Annotated in this window: 17 protein-coding genes and 1 riboswitch; all 17 genes read left to right on the forward strand. The window is 50.3% G+C overall.

The annotated features are described in order from the left end of the window. Window positions 1-52 precede the first annotated feature (52 nt). The 17 genes from lysA (at window position 53) to ccsA (ending at window position 16,058) form a co-directional block, all read left to right on the forward strand. A complete protein-coding gene (lysA, locus tag AC50X8_RS15305; protein WP_056028905.1) occupies window positions 53-1,384 on the forward strand; it encodes a diaminopimelate decarboxylase in 1,332 nt (443 codons plus the stop codon). Between the two features lie 56 nt (window positions 1,385-1,440). Beyond that, window positions 1,441-1,872, forward strand: coding sequence for a peptidylprolyl isomerase (locus tag AC50X8_RS15310; RefSeq protein WP_056028903.1), 432 nt, complete (start codon window positions 1,441-1,443; stop codon window positions 1,870-1,872). Between the two features lie 197 nt (window positions 1,873-2,069). Further along, window positions 2,070-2,280, forward strand: a riboswitch (FMN riboswitch). 154 nt (window positions 2,281-2,434) lie between these two features. Next, window positions 2,435-3,541 carry a bifunctional diaminohydroxyphosphoribosylaminopyrimidine deaminase/5-amino-6-(5-phosphoribosylamino)uracil reductase RibD gene (gene ribD / locus AC50X8_RS15315; protein WP_056028901.1) on the forward strand — a complete coding sequence of 369 codons (1,107 nt, stop codon included), beginning with the start codon at window positions 2,435-2,437 and terminating at the stop codon, window positions 3,539-3,541. Window positions 3,542-3,556: 15 nt separating this feature from the next. After that, a complete protein-coding gene (gene ribE / locus AC50X8_RS15320) occupies window positions 3,557-4,246 on the forward strand; it encodes a riboflavin synthase (RefSeq protein ID WP_056028899.1) in 690 nt (229 codons plus the stop codon). Between the two features lie 51 nt (window positions 4,247-4,297). Next, complete coding sequence (locus AC50X8_RS15325) at window positions 4,298-5,548, forward strand: bifunctional 3,4-dihydroxy-2-butanone-4-phosphate synthase/GTP cyclohydrolase II (RefSeq protein ID WP_494858695.1); 1,251 nt, start codon at window positions 4,298-4,300, stop codon at window positions 5,546-5,548. Window positions 5,549-5,589: 41 nt separating this feature from the next. Beyond that, window positions 5,590-6,060 (forward strand): 6,7-dimethyl-8-ribityllumazine synthase, encoded by a 471-nt coding sequence (ribH, locus tag AC50X8_RS15330; protein ID WP_056028895.1) that lies wholly within the window; start codon window positions 5,590-5,592, stop codon window positions 6,058-6,060. Window positions 6,061-6,218: 158 nt separating this feature from the next. Then, window positions 6,219-6,998 (forward strand): segregation and condensation protein A, encoded by a 780-nt coding sequence (locus tag AC50X8_RS15335; protein WP_056028893.1) that lies wholly within the window; start codon window positions 6,219-6,221, stop codon window positions 6,996-6,998. Further along, window positions 6,967-7,572, forward strand: coding sequence for an SMC-Scp complex subunit ScpB (gene scpB, locus AC50X8_RS15340; RefSeq protein ID WP_046231988.1), 606 nt, complete (start codon window positions 6,967-6,969; stop codon window positions 7,570-7,572). The genes AC50X8_RS15335 and scpB overlap by 32 nt, the downstream gene beginning before the upstream one ends. A gap of 77 nt (window positions 7,573-7,649) precedes the next feature. Beyond that, window positions 7,650-8,336, forward strand: a complete 687-nt coding sequence (locus AC50X8_RS15345; protein WP_056028891.1) for a DUF2953 domain-containing protein — start codon at window positions 7,650-7,652, stop codon at window positions 8,334-8,336. Between the two features lie 158 nt (window positions 8,337-8,494). Further along, window positions 8,495-8,983, forward strand: coding sequence for a GerW family sporulation protein (ytfJ, locus tag AC50X8_RS15350; protein WP_056028889.1), 489 nt, complete (start codon window positions 8,495-8,497; stop codon window positions 8,981-8,983). A 243-nt stretch (window positions 8,984-9,226) separates the two neighbouring features. After that, window positions 9,227-10,405 carry a D-alanyl-D-alanine carboxypeptidase family protein gene (locus tag AC50X8_RS15355; protein ID WP_494858699.1) on the forward strand — a complete coding sequence of 393 codons (1,179 nt, stop codon included), beginning with the start codon at window positions 9,227-9,229 and terminating at the stop codon, window positions 10,403-10,405. Between the two features lie 103 nt (window positions 10,406-10,508). Continuing rightward, on the forward strand, window positions 10,509-11,177 hold the full coding sequence (locus tag AC50X8_RS15360; RefSeq protein WP_494880257.1) for a nucleoside recognition domain-containing protein: 669 nt from the start codon (window positions 10,509-10,511) through the stop codon (window positions 11,175-11,177). Further along, window positions 11,170-11,703: a spore maturation protein gene (locus AC50X8_RS15365; protein WP_056028883.1), complete on the forward strand. Its 534-nt coding sequence runs from the start codon at window positions 11,170-11,172 to the stop codon at window positions 11,701-11,703. Before AC50X8_RS15360 ends, AC50X8_RS15365 begins: the two co-directional genes overlap by 8 nt. Before the next feature lie 54 nt (window positions 11,704-11,757). Then, a complete protein-coding gene (locus tag AC50X8_RS15370; protein ID WP_046231994.1) occupies window positions 11,758-12,501 on the forward strand; it encodes a pseudouridine synthase in 744 nt (247 codons plus the stop codon). A 90-nt stretch (window positions 12,502-12,591) separates the two neighbouring features. Beyond that, window positions 12,592-13,125, forward strand: a complete 534-nt coding sequence (locus AC50X8_RS15375; RefSeq protein ID WP_056028881.1) for a redoxin domain-containing protein — start codon at window positions 12,592-12,594, stop codon at window positions 13,123-13,125. 12 nt (window positions 13,126-13,137) lie between these two features. Further along, entirely contained in the window at window positions 13,138-14,799 is a 1,662-nt protein-coding gene (gene resB, locus AC50X8_RS15380) for a cytochrome c biogenesis protein ResB (protein WP_494880258.1), read from the forward strand. After that, a complete protein-coding gene (ccsA, locus tag AC50X8_RS15385) occupies window positions 14,796-16,058 on the forward strand; it encodes a cytochrome c biogenesis protein CcsA (protein WP_056028879.1) in 1,263 nt (420 codons plus the stop codon). The genes resB and ccsA overlap by 4 nt, the downstream gene beginning before the upstream one ends. Window positions 16,059-16,067: the final 9 nt, after the last annotated feature.

A 16,067-nucleotide genomic window follows, 5' to 3' on the forward strand; every position in this document is an offset into this window, starting at 1 on the left:
CTGTTGCTATTGGTGCAAATCGAATCTATTCACGTATGGAGGAATAATAACAATGTACTTGCATGGAACGAGCAAAGTTAATGCCCAGGGGCATTTGGAAATCGGTGGCTGCGATGTAACGGAGCTGGCGAAAGAATATGGTACGCCGCTATATATTGTCGATGAGGCGCTTGTGCGTAAGCGTGCGAATGAATATGTGACTGCTTTTCAACAATCCGGCCTGCAATTCCAAGTGGCCTATGCAAGCAAAGCATTCAGCACAATGGCCATGTGTGCGCTTGCCGAGCAGGAAAACCTGTCACTTGACGTCGTTTCCGACGGAGAGCTTCATACGGCGCTGAAAGCGGGCTTCCCGGCAGCGCGCATCCACTTTCACGGCAACAATAAATCGCCGGATGAAATCAACATGGCGCTTGATGCAGGCATCGGCTGCTTCGTAGTAGACAATTCTATTGAGCTTAAAGTGCTTAATGCGCTGGCGAAGGACAAAGGCTTGACAGTTAAAATTTTGCTGCGGATTACGCCGGGTGTTGAGGCGCATACGCATGACTATATTTCCACAGGCCAACAGGATTCCAAGTTCGGCTTCGACTTGACGAATGGCGCGGCTAAGCAGGCGATTAAAGAAGCGATGGAGCTGTCCAATCTGGATGTGCTTGGCGTTCATTCCCACATCGGCTCGCAAATTTTTGAAGTAGACGGCTTCCAGATGGCTGTTGAGAAAATGTCGGCGTTTGCGATTGAAATTCGCCAAGACCTTGGCTTGACGTTCCAGGTTATCAACCTTGGCGGAGGCTTCGGCATCCGTTATGTTGACGGAGATTCCCCGCTTCCAGTTGCTCAATACGTGGCAGCGATCACGGATACGCTTATTTCCAGCTTTACGGCAGCGGATTTCCCGCTTCCTGAAATTTGGGTTGAGCCAGGCCGCAGCATGGTTGGCGATGCAGGCACAACGCTTTATACCGTTGGAACGAGCAAAGAAATACCAGGCGTGCGCAAATATATCGCTGTAGACGGCGGCATGATGGATAACCCGCGTCCGGCGCTGTATCAATCCGTTTATGAAGCGATGCTTGCGAATCGTGCGAACGAAGCGAACGAAGAGACCGTTACCGTAGCGGGCAAAGCTTGCGAAAGCGGCGACAAGCTCATTATTGATCTGGAATTGCCGAAAGCAAACAGCGGCGATCTGCTTGCAGTATTTTGCACGGGCGCTTATAATTATTCGATGGCGAGCAACTACAACCGTTTCCGCCGTCCAGCCGTCGTATTTGTCAAAGATGGCGTGTCTGATCTCGTCGTTCAGCGCGAATCTTTGGACAATATTGTCGGCAATGACTTGCTTCCGGCAAGACTTCGCAAAACAGCCCTTGCGAAATAAGGGTTAAATTTGGTAACGTAGTCTTATTCGGATATAGAAAGGTAGATGTTTAATAGATGGCAAAACAAGCGAAAATTACAATGGCAAACGGAGCAGAGGTTATTATTGACCTTTTTGATCAAGATGCGCCTAACACAGTTGCAAACTTTGAGAAGCTTGCAAACGATGGTTTTTATAATGGTTTGACTTTCCACCGCGTAATTCCGGGCTTCGTTGCTCAAGGCGGCTGCCCTACAGGCAACGGCACTGGCGGACCTGGCTACACAATCAACTGTGAGATTAACCCGAACAAGCATGAGCGTGGTACGCTTGCAATGGCGCATGCTGGACGCAACACAGGCGGAAGCCAATTCTACATCGGCTATGCTCCACAGCCGCATTTGGATGGCGGACACACTGTATTTGGCAAAGTCGCTAAAGGCATGGAGCATGTTGACACGTTCCGCCAAGGCGAAAAAATGGAAAAAGTTGAAATCGTAACGGTTTAATCGTTGCGGGAAGGCCGTTTGTTTTTTCGATTCGTCGGAAAAACAAGCGGCTTTTTTACAAAAGAATAGAACAGTGTGGCTGCTAACCTGAGAATTAAAATCGAAATTTCTTGCTTTTTCAATTTTGCGGTGGTAACATTTCATCAGAGTTACATTTTAAAAGTAAGTGACCAATATTTTATAAAAATAATACAGTGACTTTCCTTCGGGGTCGGGTGAAATTCCCAACCGGCGGTGATCAGGAGGCTGTCTAAGCGCTTTGAACGATGAAGCGACATAGCTGCTGCCTGTCAGTCCGTGACCCGTGTACATTCCATTCAGAGCGTGTGAACGCATGAGCGGTTTGTATACGGCTGACCTGGTGCAATTCCGGGACCGACAGTACAGTCTGGATGGGAGAAGGAGACACTTTCAAGGCGTGATTTCATGCTTATTTGCTTGCACTTTTTTTTGCTGGGCAATTAGGTCTGTTAAAATCGATTATTTGTGTACTTGAAAGCGGGTCTCTAAGGAATACTCTCATCTCCGTTGGCTATGTTGCTAATGGAGGTTTTTTGCGTTCATGGATATTTTGAATGACAGTTATTATATGAGCTTGGCACTGGATATGGCAGAGAAAGCGGCGGGGCAGACGGATATTAATCCCGTCGTCGGCTGCGTCGTTGTAAAGGATGGCCGGATTATTGGCCTTGGCACGCATCTCAAGCGGGGAACCGGGCATGCCGAGGTGCATGCGCTGCAAATGGCGGGAGAGGAAGCGGAAGGCGCCACCGCTTATGTGACGCTGGAGCCTTGCAGCCATTTTGGCAAGACGCCTCCTTGCTGCGAACGGCTCATTGATGCCAAGGTCGCACGGGTAGTCGTGGCTACGACCGATCCGAACCCGCAGGTAGCTGGGCGTGGCCTTGAACGGCTGAAGGAATGCGGCATTGAGGTTGAAGTAGGCCTTCTCGGAGACCGCTCCAACCAAATGAATGAGAAATTCAACAAATACATTACGACGAAGCTGCCGTTTGTCACCCTTAAGACAGCGAGCACGCTCGACGGCAAAATCGCTTCCCGCACCGGCGACAGCAGATGGGTAACGGGCAGTGCGGCAAGGGAGCAGGTGCACACGCTGCGCCATCAGCATATGGGCATCATGGTCGGTATCGGCACCGTGCTTGCCGATGATCCGCAGCTGACGACGAGAGCGGACGTTCCGGCGCTGCATCCGGTGCGTATAGTCATCGACAGCAGCCTTAAGCTGCCGCTTACCGCGCGTGTGGTGACGGATCGGACGGCAAGGACGATCGTCATCGCAACTGAGCAGGCGGATGATGCCAAGGCGCAGGAGCTGCTGGCAGCTGGCGTTGAGCTCATTCGGGCAGGCACTGGCAAGCAGGTGGATTTGCCAGAAGCGATGAGAAAGCTTGGCGAGCTGGAAATTGGTTCGGTTTTGCTGGAAGGTGGCGGCAAGCTTAATGGCGCGATGCTGACAGCCGGACTCATCGACAAAATCATGCTTTATATGGCACCTAAAATTATTGGCGGGGCAGCCGCTCCCGGCACCTTTGATTTTGAAGGCTTCGAGAAAATGGCACAGGCTATTGAGCTGGAGCGTATGCAGGTGGAACAAGCGGGAGCTGATATTTGCATTAGCGGCTACCCTGTCTATCGCGATGTTTAGAGAGGAGGGCTGGCCGTGTTTACAGGTCTGATTGAAGAAGTCGGCAAGTTGAAACGGGTGGTCAAGCAGGGTGAGGCTATGGTAGTAACGATTGCTGCTTCCCGCGTTCTCGAAGGCGTAGCGCTGGGTGACAGCATAGCGGTAAACGGCGTTTGTCTGACAGTCATCTCCTTTACAGGCAGCACCTTTGATGCTGATGTAATGCCAGAAACGTACCGGCGCTCCAATCTTCACCAGCTGAAGCCCGGGGAGCAGGTCAACCTGGAGCGGGCGATGCTGGCAGGAGGGCGCTTCGGCGGTCATATGGTGCAGGGGCATATTGACGGTACAGGCATCATTGCCAAAAGGGAAACCGACGCTAATGCTGTCATATTCAGCATAAAGCTCCATGATGCGGCAACGCTGAAATATGTCATTCCTAAAGGTTCGATCGCTATTGATGGCATCAGCTTGACGGTTGTCGGGACGAATGATTCTGGCTTCTCGGTATCGGTCATCCCACATACGCTGGGAGAAACGGCATTACTGGATAAGCGCATAGGCGATTCGGTTAATATCGAATGCGATATGATTGGCAAATATGTGGAGCATTTGCTGCATTTCAAGCCAGCACGCGAGGCTGGTGCGGCTTCCGGCGGCAAAGCCGGCAAGGCTGGCGGAGCAAAGCTGAGCGCTGCTTTTTTAAGTGAAAATGGATTTATGTAATAACCAGGTAGTGGTTAGTTGAAGTGGTGAATGATCAGGGAGGGAAGCTTTATGGGACAGCAGGATCAGCCTTTAGAGAAATCTTTGTTCAATACGATTGAGGAAGCGCTTGAGGATTTGCTGCTTGGCAAGCCCGTTATCGTTGTAGATGATGAGGATCGGGAAAATGAGGGCGACCTCATTGCGCTGGCCTCCATGGCGACGCCTGAAGTCATCAATTTTATGATTACAAAGGCGCGGGGGCTTGTGTGTGTTCCGATTACCGCAGAGCGGGCGGAGCAATTGGAGCTGCCGCCGATGGTAGCGCGCAACACGGATTTTCATGGAACGGCGTTTACCGTTTCCGTTGACCATATCTCCACAACGACCGGCATCTCTGCGCATGAGCGCTCCGAGACGGTCAAGTCGCTCATTGACCCGAACACGAAGGCGGCAGATTTCCGCAAGCCGGGCCACATTTTCCCGCTAATTGCGAAAGATGGCGGTGTGCTCAGACGGGCAGGCCATACAGAGGCAGGTATCGATCTGGCCCTGATGTGCGGCTCGGAACCGGCAGCGGTCATTTGCGAGGTCATTAATGAAGATGGCACGATGGCAAGATTGCCGGATCTCGTGGCGTTTAAGCATGAGCATGATCTCAAGCTTATTACAATCCAAGAGCTGATTATATACCGCAATGCGAAGGAAAAGCTCGTCGAGCGTGTCGTTGAGGTTAATATGCCAACGGATTTCGGCGATTTTAAAGCGATTGGTTTTACGAATGATGTAGACGGCAAGGAGCATGTTGCTTTTGTCAAAGGCGAGATTGATCCAGAAACTCCGCTGCTTGTGCGCGTGCACTCGGAATGCTTGACGGGCGATGTGTTCCATTCGCATCGTTGTGATTGCGGGCCGCAGCTTGCGGCAGCGCTGTCGCAAATTGAGGAAGCGGGCAATGGCGTGCTGCTCTATATGCGCCAGGAAGGACGCGGAATCGGTCTGATCAACAAGCTGAAAGCTTATGTGCTTCAGGAGCAGGGGCTGGATACGGTCGATGCCAATTTGCAGCTTGGATTTGCGCCGGACTTGCGGGACTACGGTATTGGCGCACAAATTTTGCGCGATCTCGGCATTCGCAAAATGCGCCTGCTCACCAACAACCCGCGCAAAATTAAAGGGCTGGAAGGCTATGGCCTTGAAGTCACCGAGCGTGTGCCGATTCAAATGGAAGCGAATAAGGACAATGATCGTTATTTGCGGACGAAGCAGGCGAAGCTGGGCCATCTGTTCGATTTTCAGGATCAAAACCAGGAACAACAGTAATATTAAAAATATTATAAAAACCATTTGGGAGGAATTTAATTATGCCGCATGTATATGAGGGACATTTAGTATCGGAAGGCTTGCGTTACGGAATCGTTGTTGGAAGGTTTAACGAATTTATTGCCGGCAAGCTGCTGAGCGGAGCGCTTGATGCGTTTAAACGCCATGGCGCTTTGGATAATGAGGTTGAGGTTGCTTGGGTGCCAGGAGCTTTTGAAATTCCGCTTATCGCGCAAAAAATGGCAGAGAGCGGCAAATACGATGCGGTTATTACGCTTGGCGCCGTTATTAGAGGATCAACGCCGCATTTTGATTATGTGTGCAATGAGGCGGCCAAAGGGGTAGCGGCTGTTGGCTTGAAAACGGGCGTACCGACGATTTTTGGCGTATTGACGGTTGATTCCATCGAGCAAGCGATTGAACGCGCAGGAACAAAAGCTGGAAATAAAGGGTATGAAGCAGCTGCTAGTGCAATAGAGATGGCTAATTTGACAAAATTGCTGCATAATTAAGCTTAAGGCTTGCAGCTCGCGAGATGGGCCTCTGAGAAGAGGCCTTTCTATATTTTCAGCGTAACGGATGGATGCCGCTAGTGTGTGTTGGCAGCAGCTGTTTACGCTTACGGGTGGCGCAGCGATTTTATCGGAAGATTAGTCGGGAGGAAATGGCAGTGTCAGTGCTTTACAAGCTGGAATCTTTCGAAGGGCCTCTGGATTTGCTGCTGCATTTGATTGATAAAGCAGAAATCGATATTCATGAGGTATCGATCAATGAGATTACAGATCAGTATATGGACTATTTGAACGCAATGACGGAGATGGAGCTTGAGGTGACCAGCGAGTTTTTGGTGATGGCAGCTACGCTGCTGGCCATCAAGAGCAGGCAGCTGCTGCCGAAGCCGCCCGTGTTTGAGGAAGAATATGAGGACTGGCCGGATGATGGCCTTGATCCTCGTGATGAGCTCATTCAGAAGCTCGTGGAATACCGCAAATTCAAGCAAATTGCCGAGCAGTTGCGCGAGAAGGAAACGCAGCGGAGCCTCGTTTTTTCGCGTGAGCCGGAGGACATGACCCCCTTTTTGCAGGAGCAGGACATTAACCCGCTTGAGGGCCTGCATGTGTCTGATCTGGTAGCGGCTTTTCAGCGTGCGCTCAAAAAGGCAGCGAGGCGCCAATTTGTGGCGACCGTGCAGCGGGACGAAATTTCCGTAAAGGATCGGATTCGCGACATTGTTGAAGTACTGCGGCAGTATGAGACGGTGCAGTTTTCAAAGCTGATTCGTGAAAATATGGACAAGCATGAAATCGTCGTAACGTTTTTGGCGATTTTGGAGTTGATGAAGATGAAGCATATTCGTTGTTTTCAGCATCAGCTGTTTGATGATATTGTCATTCATTGGAGAGGGGATGCAGAGGACAGTGGATTATCAGAAGTTGAAGTCGATTATTGAGGGCCTGCTGTTCATGGCAGGAGATGAAGGACTGACCAAGCGGCAAATTGCTGATATTATGCAGTTTGATGCTGAGCTTGCTGCCGATTTGGTGTATGAGCTGCACCGGGATTTGGCGCGGGAGGAGCGGGGCGTTCAGGTAACGGAGGTTGCTGGTGCATATCGGTTGACGACGCATCCTGATCACGCAGCTTATTTTGAGCGGATGGCCTATACGCCAACACGATCGCAGCTGTCTCAAGCAGCGCTGGAGACGTTATCAATCGTTGCCTACCGCCAGCCGATTACCCGTATTGATATCGAGGAAATTCGCGGTGTCAAAACCGATAGAGCGATTCAGTCGCTCGTCTCTAAAGATTTAATTGAAGAGGTGGGCCGCGCGGAAGCAATAGGACGTCCTATTTTGTACGGCACGACCAAAGCGTTCCTCGATTATTTCGGCTTGTCGAGCATTAAAGCTTTGCCAGAGCCGAAGCACATCGATGTAGAAGACGCCCTTGAAGAACAGACGCAAATGCTGTTTGAACGCATCGGCGAGCGGCAAATGACCATTGACGAGATTCCGCCGAATTAATCAAGCTTGCAGAGAATGAGATTTGACCGCCGGGTCATACTATATTCAATCCATAATAGGAAAACGGAGGAAGCAAAATGCCCGGAAACCTTTACGGCTTGATGACGGCGGCAGGTCTCTTTTTTTTGTTCTTATTGCTGCTGGCCCTTGCTTCGCCGGTGCGTGTATATGGAAAGCTGACTAGGAAGGGCGAGCTTGACCATATCGATGTGCGAATTGTAGGGCTGTACGGGCTGCTGCACTATAAGGTGAAGATCCCGCAGATGAAATTGCAGGGGGCCATGATTCGGCTGCATGAGCAAATTAGTACCAACCGTGCGGGCGTACAGCATTCCAAAGAGCAGCAGGGGAAAATTGACGCCGAAAATGTACAGCGGTTTATAGAAAAACTGAAGCATGCGGTGGAAGTTACCGATAATTTGCGAGGCTGGGTCAAGCAGCTGCTGAAAAAGGTGCAATTGACCGAATGGAAATGGTCGACAACGGTAGGCGTTGGAGACGCGATGTGGACGGCCATGACGACGGGGGCAGTATGGTCGATTAAAACGACGATGCTGGGCGTCATTTCACAATTCGTGCTGCTTAAAGCCGATCCGGTGCTCCAGGTGCAGCCGGTATACCAAGGAACTTATTTTCAGACGGAATGGCATTGTACGGCTAAGCTCAGCATGTTCCATGCGGTGAGATCTTGGCTGGCTTTGCTGCTGAGACTCAAAAAAGGCTCGCACGGCATTCATGTGTGGCACCATATATTGTTTAAATAATGGATGAGCATAGCTAAATATTTCATGGGCAAGCAAAACCACCTCCTTCAAAAGGGGCGTGGTTTTGCTTTTTTTTAATTACATACAATACGCGGCCGCGGGAAACATTATTAGCGTAGCCTGCGTTAAATTGATTTGGACAATTAGGAGGAGATGTTGTGCAAGAGCATCCAATACAGGGCCTTATGCAGACAGCAATGGAAAATATTAAAGAAATGGTCGACGTCAATACGATTGTAGGCGACCCTGTGCAAACGCCAGACGGCAGCATTATTATGCCGATCAGTAAAGTTGGCTTCGGTTTTGTAGCCGGAGGCAGTGATATGCGGTTCAGCGGTGACAGCTCGGCTTCGTCCAGCAGCTCCGATGACAGTCACAAAGCTACCGTAGCAACTCCTTTCGGCGGAGGAAGCGGCGGCGGCGTATCCATTACACCAATTGCCTTCCTCGTTGTCGGCACCCAAGGCGTCAAAATCGTGCCGCTCGACAACAACACGCATTTGCTGGAGCGAATTATTGATTCGACACCATATGTATTTGACAAGGTGCAATCGATGATGCGAAGCTCGTCCAGTGGTGCAAGCCAATTAACTGGCACCACTATGAACTCAGGCTATATGAGCACAACTGACACAACCATTATTTAAGGCCAGAGCTGCCCGCAAGGGCAGTTTTTCGTTTAAAGTATAAATTTTAAAAGTTAAGCCTATATAGATATTGTAATATTGCTGCGCTCGTTAGGTACTGGAACGTCAGCTAGGGCGTAAGCGGGCTACACTTTACAGTCTTATTTTGCCGAGACAAGCATATAGTGTACAAGGCGTTTAAAAGTCTGTAGGAAAGTCCTTCCTTGTATATCAGACTTACACATAGGAAAGGGGCCGCGAAGAATGATTAGCAATGTGAAAATAGCTCGATTACTGCTCTTGTTAGGTTTGGCGCTCTGCTTGACAGAGACAAGCCTGCCAGCGCCAGGCTACGCGGCTGAACCAGAACCGCTGAGCACACATGCATCAGCGTCGGCGCTGATTGATGTCACCTCAGGCAGATTGCTCTACAGCGAGGACGGTGACAAGCCGATGCTTATAGCCAGCTTAACCAAAATTATGACCGCAATCGTAGCGATAGAGCATGGCAACCTGTCAGGCACCGTCAAGACGGGCAAGCGTGCAGTAGGCAAGGAAGGGTCCTCGATTTATTTGCAGCTTAATGAAGAAATGAAATTGCAGGACATGCTCTATGGCCTCATGCTGCGCTCGGGAAATGATGCAGCAACCGCAATTGCCGAGCATGTCGGCGGTTCAGAGGAAGGCTTCGTTGTGCTGATGAATGAAAAAGCTGCTTTTCTGGGAATGAAAAACTCCCAATTTAAAAACCCGCATGGCCTTGATGAGGAGGGGCATTATTCCTCTGCTAACGATCTTGCTAAGCTGGCAGCTTATGCGCTGCGCAATCCCGTGTTTGCCAAAATTGTCAGCACACCGGTCAAGCAGGTTCCAAATCCGCATGAGCAGTGGCAGTACAAATGGGTGAACAAAAATAAAATGCTCCAAATGTATGAGGGTGCAGATGGTGTTAAAACCGGCTACACCAAGCAGGCGCTGCGCTGCCTTGTCAGCTCCGCCACCCGTGACGGTCAGCAGCTGGCAGCTGTCACGCTTAGCGATGGAGACGATTGGGCGGATCATCGCCATATGCTTGATTGGGGCTTCGAGCATTATCCGCTAGCCCAAATAGCGGGTAAAGGACAGGCGCTTGCCGGCTATCCTTACGCTGTAGGGCAAAGCTTCAGCTACCCCTTAACGGAGGAGGAAAAAGGCCAGCTGACTTCGCGGCTTGTCGTGGTAAATGCGGCAACGACGCGTTATGCATTAGGCGAAAGAGGAACGCTGGAGTGGTATATGAACGGGGCGAAAATAGGAGCTGTACCAATCTATGATACGGGAAGCAGCAGACTTACGCTTCCGGAGCGCAAAAAGGCCGAAGCGGATGCCTTTTTCAACGATGGGCTAAGGAAAGAAAGTTATTTGGCGGCGGCTGGCGAAGCCATTCGGGCGTTGTTTAGTTGATATAAGTCTGCAGTATACCACTTTAAATGGAATCTGAAACGGCTGCTTCGTGATGAAGATGAAAGCCGCCGTTTACGCTTGACTGCTTGGGGAGGCGGGAAGCATGGTTAATTTTATTTGGCTGTTTTTAATTGTCATTAGCGTCGTTGTCGGTGCTTTCAATGGCAAAATCGATGCAGTAGCCGGAGCCGCGTTCACAGGAGCGCAGGCCGGCGTGACGATCAGCTTTGGGCTGATCAGCATTATGGTGTTCTGGCTTGGCATGATGCGAATAGCGGAGGATGCCGGGCTGTTGAAGAAAATGGCACAGCTGCTCGGTCCCATCGTCCGCTTTCTATTTCCCGATGTGCCCAAAAACCATCCGGCACTCGGCTATATTATGAGCAACCTCAGCGCCAACCTCTTCGGACTAGGCAATGCAGCAACGCCGATGGGCATTAAGGCGATGCAGGAGCTGCAGAAGCTGAGCCCAGATCCGGCTGTAGCTACTCCAGCCATGTGCACGCTGCTGGCGCTAAATACGTCCAGCATTACGCTTATTCCTACGACATTAATTGCGATTCGCATGAATTACGGCTCGGCGAATCCGGCGGAAATCGTCGGCACGACGCTCGCCGCAACATTTATTGCCACCACCGCGGCGATTGCAGCTGATCGCTGGTACCGCAGCAGGCAAAAGCCGCCTATTATTAAAGGCCCATCCCAGCATCTTGCTCCTCCAGCCAAGCCGGGAGCTGCGGCAGCTTCGGGGGGAGGTGGCGGCGTTGCTTGACGCTTTTACAAGAGCATCGGCATGGTTGATACCCGCTATTATCGTATTTATTCCGCTTTATGCGGCTTTTCGCAAAGTGCCCGTCTATGAGACCTTCACAGAAGGAGCCAAGGACGGCTTCGGTACGGCCATTGCAATTATTCCCCATCTCGTTGGGATGATGGTCGCGATCAGCATGTTTCGCGCTTCTGGCGCGATGGATTTTATGATTGGCGCCGTTCGTCCGTTGTTCGATTGGCTCAGCATACCGAGCGAGGTATTGCCGCTTGCGGTGCTCAGGCCGCTAACGGGGGCAGGGTCGCTTGCTTTTACCGCAGACCTGATTCAAACCTATGGGCCGGATTCGATGATTGGCCGGATTGCGTCTACCATTCAAGGAAGCACGGATACGACGCTTTATGTGCTGACCGTTTATTTTGGCGCTATCGGCATTCGAAAAACCAAATATGCGCTTAAAGTGGGCTTGTTTTCCGATCTAATCGGTTTTTTGGCGGCAATTTTCATTTGCATGTACATATTCGGTTAACAGTGCTTGTGCTTTGCGCCTCATATCGGTATGATAAAGTTTGAGGTGAAAGTATTGGAACGTTTACAGAAAATATTAGCGCAAGCGGGCATCGCATCCCGAAGAAAATGCGAGGAAATGATTTTGGCCGGAGTGGTGGAAGTCAATGGCGAGAAAGTGACCGAGCTTGGTGTGAAAGCAGACCCAGCTGTCGATGTCATTCTCGTGAATGGCAAGCCGATCCGAAATGAGAAGAAAGTGTATGTGATGCTGAATAAGCCGAAGGGCGTTATTACGAGTGCGAGCGATCCGCAAGGCCGCAAAATCGTCTCTGACTATTTGCCAGGCATCAGGGAGCGCGTGTATCCGGTAGGCCGCTTGGACTATGATACGGAAGGGCTGCTGCTGCTGACGAATGACGGCGAGTTCGCCAATCTTCTGACGCATCCGAGCCATCATGTACCGAAAACCTATTATGCGACAGTAAAGGGCGTGCCTCACGGAACGCTGCTGGACCAATTGAAGAAGGGCGTTAAGCTTGAAGACGGCATGACCGCTCCTGCTGAGGTTGAGTACCAGGATGTTAATACGGAAGAGAATACATCGACTGTCCGTATTACCATTTATGAAGGCCGCAATCGCCAGGTTAGACGGATGTTCGAAGCGATTAACCATCCTGTCGTTCGCTTGAGAAGGGTGAAGTTCGGCGAGCTGGGCTTGCACAATTTGGCAAGGGGGCAATTCCGCCATCTGACGCCTGTAGAAGTGAAGGAGCTGCGCGAAGCTGCTCGCAAGTCACATAAAGTTCATAAAAAGTAGACGGCGGCAGCGGCAATTGCCGCCAGCTTTTCGTTATAATGGAACTATCTATGTTGACACACTAACCGAAATGCAGGTGATGAAAGCCCTATGAAATCGTCACGCAAAATTATGCAAATCGTCATATTGTCAGCCGTGCTCATAATCGGGGGGTATGCGATTGGAACAACTTTGTTTGCTTCGGGCGAAAGCGGGGGCATTCCGAAGGTGGGCGGCACACCGCCGGAGTTTAAGCTTGTAGATTTGCAGGGCAACGTGCATCAGTTGTCCGATTATAAGGGCAAAGCGATCGTCGTTAATTTCTGGGGAACGTTCTGCCCGCCATGCGTGAAGGAAATGCCGGAATTCGAACGTCAATTTGCCAAATGGCAAAACGATGGCCTCGAAATTCTGGCTATTAATTTGAGTGAGGATACACTCACCGTCAACAATTTCGTCCGCCAGTTTGAGCTGAACTATCCGATATTGCGCGATGTTGACAGGAAGACGGAGCGAAAGTATGGACTTAAGTCGTATCCGACTACTTTTTTCGTAAAGCCGGATGGCACCATTATGGATATTACAGTTGGCGGAATGACAGAGGAATATATCGATGAGCGTATTGAGAAGCTGTTAACGTATTAGGAGGTTTCTTCCGTGTTATCTATACATAACACCAAGTGTGAATGCGGGCATCAGAACGCGGTTGGAACTGTGCTGTGCGAAAGCTGCGGCAAGCCGCTTATGGAGGACCAGCAGCAAAGTGAGCCGCTGGAAATGCGTTATGACGGCATTGCCCGGCGTTCGCAGAAGAAAAACCAAAATCCGATCGATCGGATTTGGAGCTTTTTTTCTTCCGTCAAAATTGCGATTTATTTGATCGTGCTGACGTTTCTCGGCGCTACTCTCGGAACGATTTACCCGCAGGAAAACACGTTTATTAACAATTTTGATATTGCGGCTTATTATGAAAGTACATACGGCACCCCAGGGAAGATTTATCATATGCTGGGGTTGTCGCACACTTATGAGTCCTGGTGGTTCATTACGCTGCTTGTAATGATCGGAACGTCGCTCGTCATTTGCAGCCTGGACCGGATATTGCCGTTATATCGGGCACTGAGCAAGCAGCAAATTCGCAAGCATCTCCAGTTCATCAATCGGCAGAAGACGGTTTATTCCGCAAAAGTGGACGAGCCTGCCGAAGCTTGGGTGGAGCAGTTTGCGGCTCAGCTAAAGCGGAAGCGCTACCGCGTTCATATGGACGGTTCAGCGCTGCTTGCGGAGAAAAACCGATTTAGTAGATGGGGGCCTTATATTAATCATATCGGCCTTATTTTGTTTCTGCTCTCGATACTCGCCCGCAGCTTGCCAGGCTGGCAAATGGACAGCTATATTTCCGTTGCTGACGGCGCGACCGTACCGATTGAAGGCACCAACTATTTTGTCAAAAATGAAAAGTTTACCGTTGATTTTTATACGGATGACGAGCTTCCGCCAGAGCTGAAGGGACAAGCTAGGGCAAAGCTCTATGAAACGGCGGCTGTCCTTTATACATGTACAAGCGGCTGCGAGGCTGGCGAGACGCCGGTGCTTGAGGAAGTAGCCAAACATGATATTATCGTCAACAGCCCGCTGAAGTATAAGGGCTTGAAGCTTTATCAGTTTGACTTCGACCTGACGCCCAAGCTGATCAGTGTCAAGCCGATGCTGATCAACAAAGAGACCGGCGAGAAATACGGGCCGTTCGAGCTGACGATGAAGGATGCGGAGCTTAATTATGAGCTCGGTCCTTACAAGATGCGGCTGATCGCCAATTACATGGATTTTGCAGTTGGCGAGAACGGCGAACCGACGACGCTTGGACGTGAGCCGAATGCGCCTGCATTCGTCTTTCTGATTACCGGGCCGGGACTGCCTGAAGCCGGGCAGCCTTACATGTATTTCCCGATGCAGAAGGACAAGGAGAAGTTCGGGCAAGATCAAATTAATGGCGCTTTAGCAAGCAAGTTTGAGATCAAGGTCGACGGAATGCAAAATGTCAACTTCTCAGAAGCTTCTACCTCGCTTAACGTTCGTGTGGACAAGGCATTGAACTTCGTCTGGGTCGGCGCAGCTATTTCAATGATTGGCCTATTGATGGGCTCCTATTGGCAGCATCGTAGAATTTGGCTGCGCATTGATGATGGCCAGCTGTCTCTTGGCGCACACACGAATAAAAACTGGTACGGCATGCGGGCGGATGTGGCGGGCGCGCTTCAAAAAAATGGCGTGACCGTAGATCCAAAGTCGCTAGATAACGGAGGGAATAACGCGTGAGTTTAGTTGATTTGAGCAGTGATGCTTTTATAGCCGCTTTTTTTCTGTATTGCTTTGCCTTTTTATTTTATGTCATTGCGATTGCGGGGAAAAAGTGGAGCAACCGCGATCCGTTTCAGCATGAGAAGCGCTGGGGACGCATTGCGTTTATCACTTCAAGCTTGGGGCTGGCTGCCCATCTGACCTTCTTCTTCACACGATGGGCAGGAAGCGGTCAAATTCCAACGAGTAATATGTACGAATTTATGACCTTCCTCGGCATGGCGATTATGATTGCTTTTACGATTATATATGCGATTTATCGTAAAGCGCTGCTGGGCATGTTCTCCCTGCCGCTAACTGTTATTATCGTGGCTTATGCTTCGGTTTTTCCACAGGAGGTTCAGCCGCTTATTCCAGCGCTTAACTCGATTTGGCTTAAAGTGCATGTCACGACAGCTGCGCTCGGCGAAGCCTTTTTTGCCGTCGGTTTTGCTGCCGGGCTTATGTATTTGCTGCGGGTTGTTGATTTTAAAAGCGAGACGAAGGAAGCGCGGAGATCACGATTTTGGGTCGAATTCTCGCTATATACGATTATTATTATTATTGGTTTTCTCGTTGCGGTATTTGGTTTCCGCTCCGCTGGTTATGAAGCGCAGTTCTCGCAAGAGCTGTCGACAATCGATTCTAAAGGGATTGAGTCATCTAAAGTCGAAACGGTTGATTATACGCTGCCCCCAATTGTGAAGCCTTATAACAGCCAGGTCGTCCATGCTGACAGCTTCCTCGGCATGACGGATACGAAGCTTGAGGCACCATCATGGATGAACGGCGTTAATGCCGGCCGCAAGCTCAATACGGTTATTTGGTCGATTATTGCCGGAACGATTTTGTATGGCTTGCTTCGCCTTGTATTCCGCAAGCCGCTTGGCGCAGTCATTCATCCAGTCATGGAGGGTGTTGACCCGGATGATCTGGATGAAATCAGCTATCGTGCCATTGCGATAGGCTTTCCGATTTTCACGCTCGGCGCGCTCATCTTTGCCATGATTTGGGCCAATATTGCATGGGGCCGATTCTGGGGTTGGGATCCGAAGGAAGTTTGGGCGCTTATTTCCTGGCTTTACTACAGTGCTTATTTGCATTTCAGATTGTCGCGCGGTTGGCAGGGCCTGCGGTCCTCTTGGCTCGCGGTCATCGGCTTCGTCGTTATTTTATTTACGCTGATTGGCGTAAATCTGGTAATAGCGGGCCTTCATTCTTACGCGGGAACGAATTAATCGCGATTG

It is taken from the genome of Paenibacillus sp. JT22N15 (genome assembly GCF_059383755.1).

Excerpts from the sequence above, each read along its gene's own strand:
- lysA (WP_056028905.1), top strand. The coding sequence starts at position 53 with ATGTACTTGCATGGAACGAGCAAAGTTAATGCCCAGGGGCATTTGGAA.
- AC50X8_RS15310 (WP_056028903.1), top strand. The coding sequence starts at position 1,441 with ATGGCAAAACAAGCGAAAATTACAATGGCAAACGGAGCAGAGGTTATT.
- ribD (WP_056028901.1), top strand. The coding sequence starts at position 2,435 with ATGGATATTTTGAATGACAGTTATTATATGAGCTTGGCACTGGATATG.
- AC50X8_RS15325 (WP_494858695.1), top strand. The coding sequence starts at position 4,298 with ATGGGACAGCAGGATCAGCCTTTAGAGAAATCTTTGTTCAATACGATT.
- ribH (WP_056028895.1), top strand. The coding sequence starts at position 5,590 with ATGCCGCATGTATATGAGGGACATTTAGTATCGGAAGGCTTGCGTTAC.
- AC50X8_RS15345 (WP_056028891.1), top strand. The coding sequence starts at position 7,650 with ATGCCCGGAAACCTTTACGGCTTGATGACGGCGGCAGGTCTCTTTTTT.
- AC50X8_RS15355 (WP_494858699.1), top strand. The coding sequence starts at position 9,227 with ATGATTAGCAATGTGAAAATAGCTCGATTACTGCTCTTGTTAGGTTTG.
- AC50X8_RS15360 (WP_494880257.1), top strand. The coding sequence starts at position 10,509 with ATGGTTAATTTTATTTGGCTGTTTTTAATTGTCATTAGCGTCGTTGTC.
- AC50X8_RS15375 (WP_056028881.1), top strand. The coding sequence starts at position 12,592 with ATGAAATCGTCACGCAAAATTATGCAAATCGTCATATTGTCAGCCGTG.